This window comes from Clostridium sp. (genome assembly GCF_036660475.1).
GTDB lineage: Bacteria > Bacillota > Clostridia > Clostridiales > Clostridiaceae > Clostridium_J.
This window is the reverse complement of record NZ_JAVXAO010000001.1, coordinates 540395-558781: the sequence shown is the minus strand read 5'-3', so window position 1 is coordinate 558781 and position 18387 is coordinate 540395. Positions and strand designations below refer to the sequence as shown.

At 29.6% G+C, this 18387-nt stretch carries 17 protein-coding genes; 16 read left to right on the top strand and 1 reads right to left on the bottom strand.

Going from position 1 to position 18387, the window contains the following annotated elements:
• The first annotated feature begins 163 nt into the window (after positions 1 to 163).
• From RSA29_RS02360 to RSA29_RS02320, 9 genes are all read left to right on the top strand, one after another.
• Positions 164 to 1117: an L-threonine 3-dehydrogenase gene (locus RSA29_RS02360; RefSeq protein ID WP_346941532.1), complete on the top strand. Its 954-nt coding sequence runs from the start codon at positions 164 to 166 to the stop codon at positions 1115 to 1117.
• 495 nt (positions 1118 to 1612) lie between these two features.
• The gene (locus RSA29_RS02355) at positions 1613 to 2614 is read left to right on the top strand and encodes a hypothetical protein (RefSeq protein ID WP_346941533.1); all 1002 of its coding nucleotides are present in this window, start codon (positions 1613 to 1615) and stop codon (positions 2612 to 2614) included.
• 402 nt (positions 2615 to 3016) lie between these two features.
• The gene (locus RSA29_RS02350) at positions 3017 to 3688 is read left to right on the top strand and encodes a response regulator transcription factor (RefSeq protein ID WP_346941953.1); all 672 of its coding nucleotides are present in this window, start codon (positions 3017 to 3019) and stop codon (positions 3686 to 3688) included.
• A 1-nt stretch (position 3689) separates the two neighbouring features.
• Complete coding sequence (locus tag RSA29_RS02345; RefSeq protein ID WP_346941534.1) at positions 3690 to 4703, top strand: sensor histidine kinase; 1014 nt, start codon at positions 3690 to 3692, stop codon at positions 4701 to 4703.
• A gap of 117 nt (positions 4704 to 4820) precedes the next feature.
• A complete protein-coding gene (locus RSA29_RS02340) occupies positions 4821 to 5588 on the top strand; it encodes an ABC transporter ATP-binding protein (protein ID WP_346941535.1) in 768 nt (255 codons plus the stop codon).
• Positions 5581 to 7518, top strand: coding sequence for an ABC transporter permease (locus RSA29_RS02335; RefSeq protein ID WP_346941536.1), 1938 nt, complete (start codon positions 5581 to 5583; stop codon positions 7516 to 7518). Before RSA29_RS02340 ends, RSA29_RS02335 begins: the two co-directional genes overlap by 8 nt.
• Positions 7519 to 8084: 566 nt before the next feature.
• Positions 8085 to 8390, top strand: coding sequence for a hypothetical protein (locus RSA29_RS02330; protein ID WP_346933087.1), 306 nt, complete (start codon positions 8085 to 8087; stop codon positions 8388 to 8390).
• Between the two features lie 146 nt (positions 8391 to 8536).
• Positions 8537 to 9004 (top strand): GNAT family N-acetyltransferase, encoded by a 468-nt coding sequence (locus RSA29_RS02325; RefSeq protein WP_346941537.1) that lies wholly within the window; start codon positions 8537 to 8539, stop codon positions 9002 to 9004.
• A gap of 20 nt (positions 9005 to 9024) precedes the next feature.
• Positions 9025 to 9576 carry a hypothetical protein gene (locus tag RSA29_RS02320; protein WP_346941538.1) on the top strand — a complete coding sequence of 184 codons (552 nt, stop codon included), beginning with the start codon at positions 9025 to 9027 and terminating at the stop codon, positions 9574 to 9576.
• Positions 9577 to 9770: 194 nt separating this feature from the next.
• On the opposite strand, the gene RSA29_RS02315 is transcribed toward RSA29_RS02320, so the two are convergent.
• The gene (locus RSA29_RS02315) at positions 9771 to 10406 is read right to left on the bottom strand and encodes an NAD(P)H-binding protein (protein ID WP_346941539.1); all 636 of its coding nucleotides are present in this window, start codon (positions 10404 to 10406) and stop codon (positions 9771 to 9773) included.
• A 155-nt stretch (positions 10407 to 10561) separates the two neighbouring features.
• Here RSA29_RS02315 and RSA29_RS02310 point away from each other — a divergent pair, with 155 nt between their 5' ends.
• From RSA29_RS02310 to RSA29_RS02280, 7 genes are all read left to right on the top strand, one after another.
• Complete coding sequence (locus tag RSA29_RS02310) at positions 10562 to 10915, top strand: helix-turn-helix domain-containing protein (protein ID WP_346941540.1); 354 nt, start codon at positions 10562 to 10564, stop codon at positions 10913 to 10915.
• Positions 10916 to 11920 carry a S66 peptidase family protein gene (locus tag RSA29_RS02305; RefSeq protein WP_346941541.1) on the top strand — a complete coding sequence of 335 codons (1005 nt, stop codon included), beginning with the start codon at positions 10916 to 10918 and terminating at the stop codon, positions 11918 to 11920.
• A gap of 638 nt (positions 11921 to 12558) precedes the next feature.
• Positions 12559 to 14304 (top strand): ABC transporter ATP-binding protein, encoded by a 1746-nt coding sequence (locus RSA29_RS02300; protein WP_346941542.1) that lies wholly within the window; start codon positions 12559 to 12561, stop codon positions 14302 to 14304.
• Positions 14301 to 16067 carry an ABC transporter ATP-binding protein gene (locus tag RSA29_RS02295; protein ID WP_346941543.1) on the top strand — a complete coding sequence of 589 codons (1767 nt, stop codon included), beginning with the start codon at positions 14301 to 14303 and terminating at the stop codon, positions 16065 to 16067. Before RSA29_RS02300 ends, RSA29_RS02295 begins: the two co-directional genes overlap by 4 nt.
• A 4-nt stretch (positions 16068 to 16071) precedes the next feature.
• Positions 16072 to 16926, top strand: a complete 855-nt coding sequence (locus RSA29_RS02290) for a GNAT family N-acetyltransferase (RefSeq protein WP_346941544.1) — start codon at positions 16072 to 16074, stop codon at positions 16924 to 16926.
• A gap of 28 nt (positions 16927 to 16954) precedes the next feature.
• Positions 16955 to 17533 (top strand): GNAT family N-acetyltransferase, encoded by a 579-nt coding sequence (locus RSA29_RS02285; protein WP_346941545.1) that lies wholly within the window; start codon positions 16955 to 16957, stop codon positions 17531 to 17533.
• A gap of 1 nt (position 17534) precedes the next feature.
• Entirely contained in the window at positions 17535 to 18329 is a 795-nt protein-coding gene (locus RSA29_RS02280) for a GNAT family N-acetyltransferase (protein WP_346941546.1), read from the top strand.
• Positions 18330 to 18387 lie beyond the last annotated feature (58 nt).

The following is an 18387-nucleotide window of genomic DNA, read 5'->3' as shown; positions in this document are numbered from 1 at the left end:
TTTTAATATTTGGTGGGAGTTTTTACTCTCACCAAATTTAAGAAAACGTTATCTGAAAATCTGTAAGACAGTATACAGTCTAAAAAAAGAAATATAAGACTCGTAGATATTAGGTATATCATTTTAAATAATATTAAATAAGATGAAATGGGGAGAATTAAAGATGAAAAGAATAATAGTAACTGGATGTTTAGGACAAATTGGTACGGAACTTGTAACAAAGATGAGAGAAGTTTATGGTGTAGACAATGTTGTAGCTACAGATTTAAGAAGACCAGAAGGAAATGCGGTTGTTGAGGGTGGAATATTTGAAACTCTTGATGTTACAGATTATGATGCTTTCTTATCAATAGCTAAAAAATATGAAGTAGATACTATAATTCATCTTGCAGCATTATTATCAGCGGTAGCAGAAGCAAAACCACAACTTGCATGGTCATTAAACATGGGTGGACTTGTTAATGCATTAGAAGTTGCTAGAGAATTAGGTTGTAAATTCTTTACTCCAAGTTCAATAGGGGCATTTGGTCCATCTACACCAAAAGTAGGCACTCCTCAAGATACTATCCAAAGACCAAACACTATGTATGGTGTAACTAAGGTTTCAGGAGAGTTATTATGTGATTATTACCATACTAAATTTGGAGTTGATACAAGAGGAGTAAGATTCCCAGGACTTATTTCTTATGTTGCACTACCAGGTGGTGGAACTACTGATTATGCTGTAGATATATATTATGAAGCATTAAAATCAGGTAAATATACTTCATTCATAGGTGAAGGAACTTACATGGATATGATGTATATGCCAGATGCTATAAATGCAATAATTACTTTAATGGAAGCAGATCCAAGTAAATTAGTTCATAGAAATGCATTTAATATAACTGCTATGAGTTTCAAACCAGAAGAAATAGCAGAAGAAATCAAAAAACATATTCCAACATTCGAAATGTCTTATAACGTAGATCCAGTAAGACAAGGAATTGCTAACACTTGGCCAGATTCAATCGATCCAACTGCAGCAACAGAAGAGTGGGGATTTAAAGCAGAGTACGATCTTGCTAAAATGACCATAGATATGCTTGAGAAACTAAAAGCTAAAGGTGTAAAATAATACAGTTTTAGACTAAAGTTGATAAGGAATTCATATTATCTTGGCTAAACCGTTTCGGAACATTGATTTACTGAAGGTCAATTTCAACAATCATTCAAAACATATGCAAACAAATAAATCCATGGTGGAAATTTCACCATGGATTTTTTGTGGTAAAGTGAAAATCTTCTATAGTATAGTTTTGTATGGGGGATAGAATCAGTAAAATGTAGATTTATAACACTAAGCAATTTTTGACGGTACCACTACTTATTATGCTAGGTTAGTTAATTGTAAAAATAGCATATAATGGTATAATATTCTTACACATGATAATTTAAATAAAGATATTCAAAAAGTTTTTTAAGTCTTCAATAAGGCTATATTATAAAAAATTAGAAGAACCAGATAGTGTTCATTGCCAAATCAATATAGTACTATATCGTGAGCGATAAATAGGAATTTATTCTTTAGATTTTTAGATAGTCAATAAGGTCATAAAAAGGGGATGAATATATGGGAGTTCATCAATTTAGCACAACCGCTTTATCAGATGATGAATTTGTACAGGGGGAAATTAAACATATCGTTAATAGTAATCAGTGTAGGCTATTAGATGGGAGAAGAACACCAGGTTACATAGAAGAATATTTTGAAGAAATAGCAATGTTTAGATGGAGAATTACAGACTTTGAAGACAAAGGTAACTATTGGGACTTGCCTGCTGAAGATATAAATCTATTTCAGGTTTTAAAGAACTCTAGAGAGTTAGAAAGTAAAGATATAGAGCGTATAACTAAAAAAGTTAAACAGTTTAATAAACTATTAACCATTGAAGCAAGTAAAGAAAATAAAGCAATAACAGAAGAAAAGATAGCTATTGCTGAAAATAATATTATTAATTGGCTTAAAAATAACTTAAGTAATGTAATAAATGGACAGACCATAGACTTAAATGCTAAAGAGGGAAATGAATTTCTTATTAAAGATATAAAACGGTATATGGAGTCAATAGGATTAGATTGTATAGAAGAAAAAACAACAAGTGAAATTGTTTTGAATCCAAATTTGGAATGGATTAAGGGCATCAAGATTATACTTGCAGAACTAGGAATTGTGAGTTATAAAAATAAGATATTAAGACAAAATGAAATATTTAACAATGTAGGAGGCAAGGACAGAATTATAGACTATATAATTAATCGTATTGCTTATTTACGAGCTTATTTTAAGCTGCTAAATATTGATGAGGTAATATTATATAGGGGAATGTCTACTGAGGGAAATTGGATGAATTACTATGAAAAATCTCTTACATCATGGACGTTTAGTTTAGATGTTGCTCTATCATTTGCTGATTTAGATAAAACTAGCAATAATAAAAATGGGTATATTTTGAAAAGAACAGTACCTGTTGAAACTATATTTATGACATACTTAGAAACAGAAGCAATGAACAAACAATATAAAGAGGGTGAAGCGATTTTGTTCTTTAATAATGAAAAAGGATATTATTAATATATTCATAATACTAAATGATGATTGTAGAACTCTATAAACTCTAATTTGTAGGATGGAAGCTATGAAGTAAGAATAGACGATTTTGTGTTGTGTGAATATGGATTTGAAATAAAAGTGTAAATGATAATATTAGGATTAAATATAGAGAGTTAAAAAATAATAACTTGTAAAAATGTAGTATTATTCAAATGAATATGCGGCATTTTTGCTTTGATATTCAAGAATTTTATACAAATAACTGGAGTGGCGCTAACATTTCTTTTAAAGTTTTTGATTAATTTAGATCGATTCCTGAATATATTAATGCATTTCAAAAGTACATACATATTAGTGTATAGAACATGGGATATAGTATAATAAATTATGAATTTAAATATAAAGAAGGGATATGAGGTTGGTATGTATAAGATTTTAATAGTTGAAGATGATATGATAATTGCAAAAGGACTTGAAAACTTTTTGTGTCAATGGAATTATGAAGTGGGATGTATAACTGATTTTAAAGATGTTAAGAAGGGATTTATTGAATTTAATCCACAACTTGTACTATTGGATATATCTTTGCCATTTTTTAATGGATATCATTGGTGCAATGAAATTCGTAAAATATCCAAGGTGCCTATAATTTTTATTTCTTCTATGAGTGATAATATGAACATTGTTATGGCTATGAATATGGGGGGGGACGATTTTATTGCAAAGCCTTTTGATTTAAATGTTATTGTGGCTAAAGTCCAGGCATTGATGAGAAGGACATATTCTTTTGGAGGACAAATGAATGTAATTGAACATAGAGGAATAGTATTAAACCTTAATGACACTACCATTGAATATAAAGACGTTAAGATTGAGCTTACAAAGAATGAATTTAAGATAATACAGGTTTTATTTGAAAATATTGGTAGAGTGGTGTCTCGTGATACTATTATGGAAAAACTGTGGGAAAGTGATAGTTATATTGATGATAACACTTTGACAGTGAATGTTACTCGTTTAAGAAAAAGGCTTAGTGATATTAGTATTATTGATCTTGTTAAAACGAAAAAAGGCATAGGATATATGGTGGAATAATATGAGTTTAAAATATTTATTAAAGGTAATGTTGTTATACGTTAAAGATCATATTAAATCGATAATTAAATATATTATTTTTAGTGCTATTTATGTAACTATATTTTTCTTATATTCAATAGATATTGAGCCTATAGTATACGCTTTTCTTCTGGTTAGTTGTCTTGGAATAATATTTTCTTTTTATGATTTTATTAAATATTATAAAAAATATAGTGATTTGTATAATATTAAAAATCAAATTTCTGTAGATTTAGAAAAAGTACCAATAGCTAATGGTACTATAGAAGCATACTATCAGAATATATTATTTGAGTTATATAATCAAAAGCAAGAAATAGCTTTGAAGTCAGATATAAAACAAACAGAGATGATAGATTATTATACATTGTGGGCGCACCAGATTAAAACACCGATTGCTGCAATGAAATTATTATTACAATTTGAGCAAAATAAGCAAAATAAAGAATTATTAACAGAACTTTTTAAGATTGATCAGTATGTGGACATGGTATTAGGATATTTAAGAATTGAAAGTTCATCTTCAGATTTAGTATTTCAGAATTATGATTTATCGAAAATTATAAGGCAAGCAATAAGAAAGTATGCACATATATTTATTAAAAAGGGCATAGCGGTGGAGTTTAATGAAATGAACTGTAGTGTATTAAGCGATGAAAAGTGGTTAGTTTTTGTAATTGAACAAATTTTATCAAACTCATTGAAGTACACAAAGAAAGGGAAAATATCAATATATATGGATAGTCTTGAAGAAAAGACATTAGTAATTGAAGATACAGGAATAGGTATTGAACAAGAAGATTTGCCAAGGATATTTGAAAAAGGCTTTACGGGATATAATGGACGGATGGATAAAAAAGCAACAGGAATTGGATTATATCTTTGCAAGAAGATATTAAACAAGCTTTCGCATAGTATAACCATTACATCTATAGTTGATGAAGGAACTACAGTGAAAATTAATCTTTCTTCTATAAAAATAATAATGGAATAGGAAGACCTTACAAAAGTGTAAGGTTAAACAAGGAAATGTAAGTCAGGATTATGGTTTTACATTTCCTTATTTTCTATAATAATAATATAGTTAATATATGAATTGGAGGAAAGTGATATGGCATTATTGGAAGTAAATAATTTAAAGAAGGTATATACAACTAGATTTGGAGGAAATCAGGTACAGGCGTTAAGTAATGTGACATTTTCAGTGGAGAAAGGTGAATATGTTGCAATAATGGGGGAATCGGGTTCGGGGAAAACCACGCTTCTTAATATCTTAGCTTCATTAGATAAGCCTACTGGTGGAAATGTAATGTTAAATGATAAAAATATAGTAAATATAAAAGAAAGTGAAATATCAGTATTTCGTAGAGAAAATTTAGGATTTGTATTTCAAGATTTTAATTTACTTGATACATTTTCATTAAAGGATAATATATTTTTACCACTTGTTTTAGCTAGAAAGAAATATGATGAAATGGAAGGACGATTAGAACCTATTGCAAAGAGGCTTAATATAGAAAATATATTATCAAAGTATCCATATGAAGTATCAGGTGGACAAAAGCAAAGAGCGGCTGTTGCAAGGGCACTTATTACTTCACCTAAACTTATTTTAGCAGATGAACCAACAGGAGCATTAGATTCAAAAGCTACAGATCAATTATTAAAATTGTTTTCAGAGATAAATAAAGATGGGCAAACAATATTAATGGTAACTCATAGTACAAAAGCAGCAAGTCATGCAAGTAGGGTATTGTTTATTAAAGATGGAGAGGTATTTCATCAAATCTATAAAGGAGCAATGTCTAACGAAGAAATGTTTGAGAAAATATCTAATACATTAACAGTCATTACTAATGGGGGTAATGGGGATGAATAAATTGTTTTATCAAAAGTTAGCACTAACAAATATAAAGAATAATAGCAAAACCTATTATCCCTATATAATAACCTGTATATGTACTATTAGTATGTTTTATATAATGCATTCATTCTCTATAAATAAGGGGTTAGATGAGATAATTGGGTCTCAAAATCTTAAAACAATATTAAATTTAGGAACAGTAATAATAGGTGTTTTTTCAGTTATATTCCTTTTTTACACAAACAGCTTTTTGATAAAGCGGAGAAAAAAAGAACTTGGCTTATATAATGTATTAGGTCTTGAAAAAAAACATATTGCAAAAGTATTATTTTTTGAAAGTATAATAATTTCAGGTAGTAGCCTTTTGGTAGGAATTATTGGAGGAATTATATTAAATAAACTTATGTTTTTATTATTTTTAAAGATACTTAATTTCCATGTAACTTTTGGTTTTTCAATTTCAACAGTATCAATAGTAGTAACTTTACTTGTATTTTTAGGAATATTTATTTTGACATTAATGACTAATTTAATTCAAATTAAGACCTCAAAACCAATTGAACTTTTAAAGGGTGGAGAGCATGGGGAAAAGGAACCTAAAACTAAATGGGTTATAGCAATTATAGGATTAATAGCGCTTAGCTCGGGGTATGGAATAGCATTATCAGTAAAAAATCCAATTTCTGCACTAAATTTATTTTTTGTTGCTGTTATTTTAGTTATGATAGGAACATATGCACTTTTTACAGCAGGAAGTATTGTTATGTTAAAGCTTCTTAGAAAAAATAAAAAGTTTTACTATAAAACAAGAAATTTTATTTCTGTATCTAGCATGATGTATAGAATGAAGCAAAATGCAGTTGGACTTGCTAATATTTGCATATTAAGTACAGCGGTGGTTGTGATACTGTCAACTACAGTTTCTTTATATGTTGGAATGGAAGATATTTTGAGATATAGGTTTCCAAGTGATGTAACTATAAGTACGAAAGAAATCAATACAGACAAAATAAAGAGAATAAATGAAATAGTAGAGAGTGAAATTAAGGAAAGTAAAGTTAATATTAGCAATAAAATTAATTATACATCAAATTCTATTATATCTATAAAAGAAAATACTAGTTTTAAATTAAAGAATGATAATCAATACAGTCCTAACACATCTACATTAAGCATAGTTTCTATTTCAGATTATAATAGACTAGAAGGAAAGAATATTATTCTTAAAGATAATGAAGTTATTCTTTTTTCAATTAATAGTAATTATGGGAAAGATGTTATTAGCATTGGAGATAAGACTTTTAAGATAAAAGAAGAGGTAGATTCATTAACATTTGCTAAAAAGAATCCTTCAGATATACTAGACACACATATAGTGATCTTAAATGATATTGATTCTTTTGGAGAATTTAAGAAAAGCTATGATGTTGCTTTTGATGTTGATGGAAATGATTCAGAAATGTTAAAGATTATCAATGGATCAAATCAAAGTTTTATAGAGTCAGGAATAAATGTTACTATTGAAAGTGTCGCTAACAGTAGGGAGAGTTTCTTTGCTCTTTTTGGAAGTTTATTATTCTTAGGACTTTTCTTAGGCTCATTATTTTTAATGGCAACAGTATTAATAATATATTATAAGCAGATATCTGAGGGGTATGAAGATAAAGAACGTTTTGAGATAATGCAAAAGATTGGAATGAGTAAAGTTGAGATAAAGAAAACAATAAGCAGTCAGATACTAATTATATTTTTCTTGCCTATTATTTTTACAGCAATCCATATTGTTTTTGCATTTCCTATAATAACTAAATTATTAGCGCTGTTAAATTTAACCAATATGCCATTATTTAGATTGTGTACTATAGCAACTATAAGTATTTTTGCAGTTATTTATGGCATAGTATTTATTTTAACAGCAAAAATTTATTATAAAATTGTTAAGTAGATAGCAATAGAAAACGCAAGTCACAGGATCCTTTAGAATTTATACTTGGGATAAAAACTTTATGTTTTATCATTATTACTACCTCCTAATTATTTGAAAAACATAACAGATAAAAAAGCTAAAATAAATTACGGAAATTACAATGTTTTTATGTTCTTATGGTATTCAAAGCTTAGAGGTGACAGGGTTTGAGGCCTCTAGGGGAAATGCTAATTTCAGTATGGTTTTTAGCTTCAAATTCAAGGGAATTATTTTATTTATGTTTTAAATTAGATGTTGAGAAGAATTTTAAACATAAATAAGGCATCATGAAATATATAACCAGCCGGCCTTCAAATAAATAAATTCATGGTGGCAATTTCACCATGGATTTTTTTGGTTAAATTGATAATAATCTGTAAATAAAATAATTAGTAAATATCTAATAATGATATTTGTAACTAAAAGCAATTAAGTTGTAATAAATACATAAATTTACTATAATGTAATTGTAGCATGAACTTAGTTTGTATATAAATAACGTTAATTAGATAAGTAGACTTATAAAAAATAATGGAGGCGGTATAGTGAGTGATAAAAATAATAATGAATTAAATCCACTAGAAAAACAGTTAGAAGATATAAATGACTGGCAAAGAAACTCTACAAATCCTGGACATTGGGTTGGCACAGGTCGTATTCCATTACCGCTGAAAAATATAATTAGATCACCAATAGTAATGATAATTTTGGGATTAATAATATTAGTTCCGATAATCATAGGCTTAATAAATAATTTTGCTATTGGACAGTTATTCTCAAGTATGATTGCATTGGTATTAGGTGTAGGATTTCTAATAGGTGGAGTTATGAGATTGATGAGAAGGAAGTAGAATGAATTTATATTTTAATATTTTATAGCGATAGTATTACTTAAGGATGTCACTAAATATGATTTAGATACTATATCTCCAAAGTTATATGAAGTGCTACCAAAATATATAAAGCGTAATTTATAGGGAAAAGGGGGGGATATACCATGAAGATACAAATAAGAAGAGTAACGGAAAGTGACGCTAAAAACATTGCAACATGGAAGTTTGATGGAATATATTGTTTTTATGATAATGATAGGAGTGAGGGAAAAAAAGAGTGGGCAATGAATCTAGATAAAGATGAGAGTGCTTTTGGTATTTATAATGAGACGAATGAATTAATAGGTAACTGCTGTTTTGATAGAGATGAAGATGATAAGGAAGTTTCCTTTGGAATACAAATGAGGCCAGACTTAACCGGAAAGGGTATTGGAAAAGAAATCTTAGAAGTTGTATTAGAGTTTGGTAGAGAAAAATATAATCTTGAAAAGATTAATTTGCTTGTAGTAAAATTTAATGAAAGAGCAATAAAGGTATATAAAAGATTAGGATTTAAAGTCACTGAAGAATTTGTTTGGAATGTAAATGGCGGTGAATATGAATTCTTAGCTATGGAGATGTATTGGGAGTAAATATTCAAAGGGGATTTTATATGAGAATCTATATTGTTGGTTCTGTTGCAAGTGGTAAGACAACGTTAGCAAAAAAACTATCAAATAAATTAGGGATTAAATGCACACATCTTGACGGTATTGTACATATTAAAGATAAGACTAATAAAGAGTGGGGAAATATTAGAAGAACTGATGAGGAGATTAATCTGTTGTTCAAAAGCATAATAATAAAACCTTATTGGGTAATTGAAGATGCTGGTAGAATAATGTTTTCTGAAGGCATGGAAGCTGCCGATGTAATTGTACATCTTAAACCTAGCATCTTTGTCAGGAAGATGAGAGTTATGACTAGATTCTTTAAGCAAAAACTAGGATTAGAAGAATGTTTATATAAGCCTAGTATACATATGCTTAAGTTTATGTTTAAGGCCTTAAATAATTATGAGATTGGAAAAGATGATTTAGAAGTTAGACTTAATCAATATACTAACAAAGTAGTGATTTTAAGTAAAGGCAATGAAATTAAGAAGTTTATGGAAAGTATACTTAAGTCAGATTGTGGTATAGGGTCGTATGAGAAATTGAATTGAATGTTCTAATAGTCTAAATCCCAAGTTAAAGGGAACATTAATATTTTTATGAGGTAAAATATTAATATATTAGACTCCACAATAATAGATAAATTAAGGTAGAGTTTTGTACATTAAAAAATATAGAGTTGCATCAAAGTAAATTTTGAGGCAACTCTTTTTAGTATTATTAAACTTAATTGGAGTTCTTACTATTAACTACCGATAATAGGCATAGAATGAAGGTATTTATTATCTGATATTTGATTAACCATAAAATAGGCAATATCTTCTCTGGAAATATTAAAATTTAGGTTAACATCACCAAAGCTAACTTTAATTCGTTGGGTAAATGGAGAATCTTTTGGAGCCATAAATCTTATAATTGTCCAGTCTAAATTAGAACTAATAACTTGGTTGGTTACTTCCACAAGAACCTTTTTTGCTTTTGGCAGAAATAATGACGCCATAATACCGGGAATAATTGTTGAAAAAGAAGGTTTATCATTTTTAAATTTTACGGTTGGAGTAGACCAATCTATAAGTCTTTTCACATTTAATTCTTTCATAGCTTTAATAATATTCTTATGAGCTTCTATTGAGGAGGTATCTTCATATCCAAATTTCATAGATATTCCTAAAGTTATTATAACTGCATCACAATCAGTGATAGCTTCTCTAATTTTATTATAATCAGATATTTCACCAACAAAGACAGTAAGATTTTTATAGGTATTTTCAAGTTTAGATGGATTACGTACATAGGCATTCACACTATATCCTTGTTCTAAAGCATGCTTTACAACGAATTTACCAATTCCACCTGTTGCACCAAACACTGCGATTTTCATAATTTAAGTCACTCCTCATTATATATGGTGTACAGACTTGTACACTGAATTAATTATTTTATTGATAGCCTCAATTTAACATATTATAATAAAGATATAAAGTACAATTAAAAAAGATAGTACTATCTATAAAGATAGTAGTAGGAGTGTTTTTTATGGAAAATTATGAAGAAAAATCGTTTAAAGATTGTTCATTTGCAAAGGTTCAGAAAATAGTAAGTGGAAAATGGGATATGTTAATTATATATTTATTAAGTAAGGAAACACTTAGATTTGGAGAATTACATAGAAAATTGCCAGATATGACACAAGCAACATTATCAAAACAGCTGAAAGGGTTAGAAGGTTATGGAATTGTTCATAGAAATGTTTATAATCAAATACCACCTAAAGTAGAATATTCTTTAACGGAGGTTGGTGAAAAATTTTTACCAGTATTAGAGGCTTTAGAAAAATGGTCAAAGGAATATGAAAAGTATAGTTCTAATAAAAACAATGGGGGGATATAAATGAAAAAGTTAAAAATAGGTGATGGTATAGGAATGTTTTCTCCATCATCACCAATAACATCTACGGTACCCATGAGATATAAAAGGGGAAAAGAGTTTCTAGAAAGTAAGGGGTTTAACATTGTTGAGGGATTATTGACAGGGAAAAGCGATTACTATAGATCGGGCAGTATTAAAGAAAGAGCTGAGGAGCTAAATGAGTTAATCAGAAATCCAAAAGTTAGATGTATTATGTCTACTATAGGTGGGATGAATTCTAATTCAATATTACCCTATATAGACTATGAGGCGTTTAAAAGGGATCCTAAGATTATAATTGGATATTCAGATGTAACGGCAATACTTCTTGGTATTTATGCGAAAACTGGAATAAATACATTTTATGGACCGGCAACAGCTGCCTCATTTGGAGAGTTTCCACCCTTTGTAGATGTAACCTATGATTATTTTAAAGAGGTTTTAATAGAGAATATAAAATTACCATATACACTTAGAAATCCAGAGGTGTGGACTGATGAAATGGTTGACTGGAAGACACAAGATAGGTCGAAATTAGAGTATGAAAATCAAGTTATAACAGTTCATGATGGAAGGGTAAAAGGCAGAGTAATAGGTGGAAACTTAAATACTATGCAAGGTATATGGGGAAGTGAATATATGCCGGAGATAAAATGTGGAGATATATTATTTATTGAGGATTCTTTAAAAGATATAGCTACAATAGAGAGAAGCTTTTCTTTTCTTAAATTAAATGGGGTTTTTGAAAAAGTCTCAGGAATTATCCTTGGCAAGCATGAGCTATTTGAGGATTGTGGAACTGGTAGGAAACCTTATGAGGTACTGATGGAAGTTATGGGAGAGTGTGATATTCCCTTCTTGGCAGAGTTTGATTGTTGTCACACACATCCAATGATGACTCTACCAATAGGAGTAGAGATACAGCTTGATGCAACAAATAAAAGGGTAACGATACTTGAGGATAATTTAGGAATCTCATTAATTTAAGGTGTTAGTTAGAAGGAATAAAAAAAACTATTGACATAATATTCAAAAGAATACTATAATAGGTATATAAAGTAAAAAAGGAGGTAGGAATATGTTATTTGTAATTAAAAACTTAAAATCAACAAATAAAATATATAATTATGCCCTGCCTCAAATTATAGGTTTTTAAAGTAAGGTTTAAAATGATGATTTGTAGTTAAGTCCCAGGGTATCTCTGGGACTTTTTATATTTTCATGTTTTAATCTAACTGTAAGTGTAAAAGTAAACTATAGAGTTAGCATTTATGTAAGGTGTATGTTCACATTATATAAATGGAGTATAAAAGTAGACTCTAGTCATTGTAAGTTTATAAGTTATACTTGAAAACAAATATGTGCGTAATAGCCATATCCTATCATTTTGAGTGAAGGATATGGCTATTTTATTTTGTAAAAAGTTATGTTCTAAATGGGTGTAGATAAGGAATTTGTAATTTTATTTATTTAGAATAGTGTATTGCGCTAGGAGGGATAACATAAGTGGTACAAAGGTGTTTGAGGTGGAGGAAGTTAGCAAGTTAAGAAGCTAGGAAGCTAGGAAGCTAGGAGTGTTGGGACTTAGAAAAAACAAAAAAATATAAAAGAAGGGGTGAGAAAATATGAAATTACCATTAAAAGAATATTTGGGGTTATTATACAAGTATTTAGAAAAGAAAAAGCTTAGTGTGATTATATTGTTAATAATACTGATATTAAATGTAGGGTTGCAGCTATATAATCCGCAGATATTACGATATTTTATTGATACCGTAGAAACCGGAGGAGGAAGTAAAAATTTAATAATAGCGGCATTATTATTTATTGGATTTGGACTTGTTAGACAACTGTTTAGAATTATATCAACTTATATTAGTGAAAATATAGGTTGGAGTGCAACAAATGATTTGAGGGTAGATTTAATTGATCATTGTATTAAGCTGGATATGTCATTCCATAAAAAACATCAATCGGGGGAAATGCTTGAAAGAGTTGATGGAGATGTAAATGCTCTATTTAGTTTCTTTTCTACATTTATGTTAGAACTGTTAACTAACGGTGGATTAATTATAGGGATTCTTATAATTTTACTTAGGGAAGATTGGAGAATTGGAGTAACTTTAACTTTGTTTGCTAGTTTATCATTGATTGTTATGAGATTGATTGAAAAAAAGGCTTCGGTTCATTGGGGAATAGCAAGAGAGAATAGTGCAAAGCTATATGGTTTTTTAGGTGAGCAAATCACTAGTGTAGAGGACATAAATACTTGTGGAGCAAAGTCTTATACCATGAATACTTTGTATAAGTTTTATAGAAAGATGTTACCAACAGAAGTAAAGTCAACATTAGGTTATTACTATATGTGGATTGCAAATTTGATTGTTTTTGGCCTTGGGAATGTAATGGCACTTTTATTATCAGCATATCTTTATGGAAATTCTGTTATAACCTTTGGTACTGTATATTTAATCTTCTATTATACAGAGCTTATGGTAAATCCGTTAGAGGAGATTAGGTCTCAGATGCAAGAACTTCAAAAGGCTGAAGCTAGTATAAAAAGAGTAAAGGAATTGTTTGATACTAAGAGTACTATAGAGTTTGGTGAGAAGGTTTTAGATCCTAAAAATCCTGTGGAGGTAGAAATAAAAGCTGTAGACTTTAGTTATGAAGATGGAGAACAGGTACTTGAAAATATAAATGTGAATATACCTAAGAATACTGTTTTGGGGGTTCTTGGTCATACAGGTAGCGGAAAAACTACTTTAGCTAGAGTTATTGTGAGGCTTTATGATGTTTGTGGCGGCAGTATAAAATTTAATGGTGAGGATTTAAAAGAGATAAGTGAAGAGAGTTTAATGGAGAGTATAAGCTATGTGACTCAAGAGGTACAAATATTTCATGCTACAGTTAGAGAAAATCTTACACTATTTAATCCGAATATAAGTGATGATACTATTCTTGGGATAATTAAGGATATTGGTTTAATGTCATGGCTTAATAATCTACCTAAAGGCTTAGATACTATGTTAGACAATGAGGGTAGTGGACTATCAGCTGGAGAAGCTCAACTATTAGCTTTTGTAAGGGTTTTTCTAAAGAATCCTAAGTTAGTTATATTAGATGAGGCTACTTCTAAGTTGGATCCTATAACTGAAGGGCTTATAGATGCTTCATTAAATAAACTTTTAAAGGATAGGACATGTATAATAATAGCCCACAGATTAGGAACTGTTCATAGAGCAGATAATATTTTGATTTTAGAAGAAGGTCAAATAGCGGAGTATGGAAATAGAAAGAAGCTTTGCGAAGATAGTAATTCTAAGTTCTTTAATCTGCTACAAAAGGGCCTGGAGGAGGTGTTAGTATGATAAAAAAGAAGGAAGAAAAATATGATGTTCTAAAGTATATATGGCAAATGATAAAATATAGACCCTGGTTATACACTTCAAATTGTATTTTGTGGATGATGATTCATGTTTTTCCCCTTATACCAGGATTAATTACTAAAAAATTCTTTGATGAATTACAAATTAGTGGAAGAATAAATAATCAGGTACTAGGACTTATGGCCATGCTTATAGTAGTTGCTTTAGTAAGGTCCATTATTATAAGAATTGGTGGTGAGGTAGATGCAGTTCATAGATTTAGTATGAGCGCAATTCTTAGACGTAATTTACTGGAGTGTATATTAGATAAAGATAGCAATGAAAAACAAGCATCTTTAGGAGAATCTATGAATTGCTTTAGAGATGATATAGGCGAGATAGAAAATGTTATAAGCTATACGCTAGATATATTAGGAGATGGAGTTTTTGCAATAGTGGCAGTTTGTATTTTATTAAGTATAAATGTGAAAATTACTCTATTTGTATTTGCACCACTAGTGATAGTTATAATTTTAGCTAAAAAAGCTATGAAGAGTATAAAAGAATATAGAACTACAGCTAGGGAATCTACAGGTGAGGTATCTGGAGCAATAGGAGAAATTTTTAATGGAATACAAGCTATTAAGGTGTCCGGTAGTGAGAAATATATAATTAATAACCTAAATAATTTAAATAAAGAGCGACATAAATATATGGTGAAAGATAAAATTCTTAATAAAGTTCTTGATGCCATATATGATAACACTGTAAATATTGGGACAGGATTAATATTACTTTTAGCAGGAAGGTATATGGTAGATGGAAGTTTTTCTGTGGGTGATTTTTCGCTATTTGTATACTACTTAACCTTTGTGGCGGATTTTGCTAGTTTTCTAGGAGAAATTTTAGCAAGATATGAACAAGGGGGAGTGGCATTTAGAAGAATGTTTATGCTCCTTGAAGAAAATAAGGAAGAGCAGTTATTAAAGCATAATTCAATTCATTTAAAGGGCAATTTACCTAAGGATGAAGTTAAGACGGTTCATGAAGAGCTTAAAACAATAAAAGTTGAAGATTTAACTTATAAATATAATGATATAAGTGGGATTAAGAATGTAAATTTCACTGTAGATAGGGGACAATTTGTTGTCATTACAGGTAGGATAGGTTCAGGAAAAACTACCCTTATAAAATCAATTTTAGGGGTGTTACCGAGGGATAGCGGTAAAATTTACTTTAACAATCATGAAATTAAAGATAATAGTAAAGAATTTATTCCACCTATAAGTGCATATACTTCTCAAAGTCCTAATTTATTTAGTGATACCTTAAAGAATAATATTTTATTAGGACTAGATGAGGAGAGTAGTAATATAAATGAAGCTATATATTCTGCGGTGCTGGAGAAAGATATTGAAGGTTTTAAAGATGGTATAGAAACTGTAATTGGCTCAAAGGGAGTTAAGTTATCAGGTGGGCAAAGGCAAAGAGTTGCAGTGGCTCGTATGTTTGCAAGAAAATCAGAGTTATATATATTCGATGATATATCAAGCGCCTTAGATATAGAAACTGAGATAAAGCTTTGGGATAGAATGTTTGAAAAGAAAGATATTACGGCAATAGTAGTTTCAAATAGGCATATAGCATTAAAAAATGCAGACAAAGTTATAGTGATGAAAGATGGAAGAGTTGAAGCGAATGGGGAGTTAGAAGAACTACTAGTAAATTGTGAAGAAATGAAACAAATTTGGGGAATGGATGTGTAAAGTGATGAAAGTTTTAGAATTAAAAGAGTTAAATGAAGAACAAGTTAAGGAAATAAGAAAATTAGAAGGTATTTGTAAGCAGCATGACGGGTTAAAAGGAGATGTATTTTTATCAAGTGATTTAAGTTTTAATAAAGAGGTCAATTGTTTCTTTTTAGGATATAAGGATGATGTTCTTGTAAGTTTTTTATCTATGTTTATACCAACCTCAGAAGAAGCAGAGATATCAGCATATACGCTTCCTTTAGAAAGGAATAAAGGGTACTTCAAATTACTGCTTAAAAAGTCAATGGAGGAGATAAAAAAGTACGGGGTTAATGAAATGCTCTTTGTTCAAGAGCCAGAAAGTAAGGCTGCGAAATGTGTTTTAAAGAACCTTAATGCAAAATACGATTTCTCAGAGTATTTATTAATCTATGGCTCAAATAAGGGGTTAAAGAGTAGAGGTATATTGAATTTAGTACCAGTACAACGAGAAAATGCAGATGAAATAGCAGAAGTGTACGTTGATATTTATAATAATACCTTAGAAATGGCACAATCAATGGTTAATAGAGCTTTGGATTCTGAAGACAGGGAACCTTATATGGTTAAATCAAATGATGAAATTGTTGGAGTAGGTAGCATTAGTTTAGAAAATAATGATGGACTCATTTGTGGCCTAGGAATTTTACAAAAATATAGAGGTCTTGGATATGGGAAGGAACTATTAAATCTACTGATAGAAAAGATGTTAGATATGGATATTAAAGATATACTTCTTGAGGTTGATAGTAAAAATCACATAGCCTATAATTTGTACATTAACAATGGATTTGAAATTAAAACACAGTTTGATTATTATAGATATGAATTGTAATTTAGAATGTAGAAGCGAGGAAGATGATATGAATAAAATTGATCTAGCTTTTGATAAATTTCCAATGATTGAAACAAATAAGTTCATACTAAGGCAAGTTAAGGATACAGATTATAAAGATATATATGAAATATATTGTGAAGAAGAAGCTGTTAAATACCAACAAACTACACCTATGGAAACTATGGAACAAGCACATAAATCAGTAGCAGCTTTTCTAAGGGGATTTGAAGAAAAACGGTTTATTAGATGGTGCATTGAGGAAAAAAGCAGTTTTAAGGTCATTGGATTAATAGCACTTAATAATTTTAACAAAAATAATTTCAATTGTACAATTGGCTACATGCTCAATAAGAAGTATTGGAGAAAAAATGTTATGAGTGAAGTTGGCGAAGCAATTATAGGATATGGATTCAAAACATTAAATTTGCATAGAATAGAGGCTTTAATACATCCAGATAATATTCCATCTATTAGTTTATGCAGAAAATTAGGGTTTGAAATAGACGGAATAAGTAGGGAGTCAGTGTACAACAAAGAGGTTAATAAATATGAAGACAGGGTTATATTTTCAAAATTAAATAGTGGTGTAGAGGAGAGAGCTTAAGGTGAATATAGAATTTAAGCCATGTGGTATTAGTGACATAATTAAACTTATGAATTCATATGTAAAAACATTATCATCACCCTTTGATTCATATTTAGATGATCACGTTATAGCATCTGAATTTTATGAAGTAGTTAAAGATAAAGTTGGAATTGGATATTTTGCAATTTTCGAAGGAAAATTATTAACTCAGTTTTATATAGAATATAAGCACTTAAGACATGCTCAAAATGTCTTTAAAATTATTCTTGAAAGTTTTAAAGAAATAGATTCTGCGTATGTATGTACTGGTGATGAATTGTTTTTAAGTTGTGTTTGCGATATGGAAAATAAGAATATAAGTAACCAAGCATACTTTTTTCAAGACAACAAAGAATATGAGGATGAAATTAGTTTCTGTGAAGGTGGATCACTTAGATTAGCTAATTTACAGGATGTGAATATCATAAAGGAACTTAGTGTAGATTTCTTTGAAGATGTAGATGCTCAGATAAAAGATGGCGAGTTGTATGTATTTGAGAAGGATGATAATGGTGAAGTCCTAGGTTTCGGTATAACTGAAAAAGGACAGATACTCAAGGGATACACAAGCATAGGAATGTTTACTAGAGAATGCTACAGACAAAAGGGTATAGGGAGAACTATAATAACTAAATTGAAGCAGTTGTGTTATGAAAATGGTGAGATTCCTATATGTGGCTGTTGGTACTATAATACAAACTCAAAGCTAACATTAGAAAGTTGTGGCTTTGTTAGTAGAACTCGTCTTTTGAAAGTTGAAATTATAAGGAATTAAGGCCTGAAAACTTAGAATATAGATTATAATAAAAGATATAACCTTAGAAAGTTGGAGA

Coding starts and splice junctions, on each gene's coding strand:
- RSA29_RS02350 (WP_346941953.1), top strand. CDS start 3,017: ATGTATAAGATTTTAATAGTTGAAGATGATATGATAATTGCAAAAGGA.
- RSA29_RS02335 (WP_346941536.1), top strand. CDS start 5,581: ATGAATAAATTGTTTTATCAAAAGTTAGCACTAACAAATATAAAGAAT.
- RSA29_RS02355 (WP_346941533.1), top strand. CDS start 1,613: ATGGGAGTTCATCAATTTAGCACAACCGCTTTATCAGATGATGAATTT.
- RSA29_RS02290 (WP_346941544.1), top strand. CDS start 16,072: ATGAAAGTTTTAGAATTAAAAGAGTTAAATGAAGAACAAGTTAAGGAA.
- RSA29_RS02340 (WP_346941535.1), top strand. CDS start 4,821: ATGGCATTATTGGAAGTAAATAATTTAAAGAAGGTATATACAACTAGA.
- RSA29_RS02315 (WP_346941539.1), bottom strand. CDS start 10,406: ATGAAAATCGCAGTGTTTGGTGCAACAGGTGGAATTGGTAAATTCGTT.
- RSA29_RS02310 (WP_346941540.1), top strand. CDS start 10,562: ATGGAAAATTATGAAGAAAAATCGTTTAAAGATTGTTCATTTGCAAAG.
- RSA29_RS02325 (WP_346941537.1), top strand. CDS start 8,537: ATGAAGATACAAATAAGAAGAGTAACGGAAAGTGACGCTAAAAACATT.
- RSA29_RS02320 (WP_346941538.1), top strand. CDS start 9,025: ATGAGAATCTATATTGTTGGTTCTGTTGCAAGTGGTAAGACAACGTTA.
- RSA29_RS02295 (WP_346941543.1), top strand. CDS start 14,301: ATGATAAAAAAGAAGGAAGAAAAATATGATGTTCTAAAGTATATATGG.
- RSA29_RS02300 (WP_346941542.1), top strand. CDS start 12,559: ATGAAATTACCATTAAAAGAATATTTGGGGTTATTATACAAGTATTTA.
- RSA29_RS02345 (WP_346941534.1), top strand. CDS start 3,690: ATGAGTTTAAAATATTTATTAAAGGTAATGTTGTTATACGTTAAAGAT.
- RSA29_RS02360 (WP_346941532.1), top strand. CDS start 164: ATGAAAAGAATAATAGTAACTGGATGTTTAGGACAAATTGGTACGGAA.
- RSA29_RS02305 (WP_346941541.1), top strand. CDS start 10,916: ATGAAAAAGTTAAAAATAGGTGATGGTATAGGAATGTTTTCTCCATCA.
- RSA29_RS02285 (WP_346941545.1), top strand. CDS start 16,955: ATGAATAAAATTGATCTAGCTTTTGATAAATTTCCAATGATTGAAACA.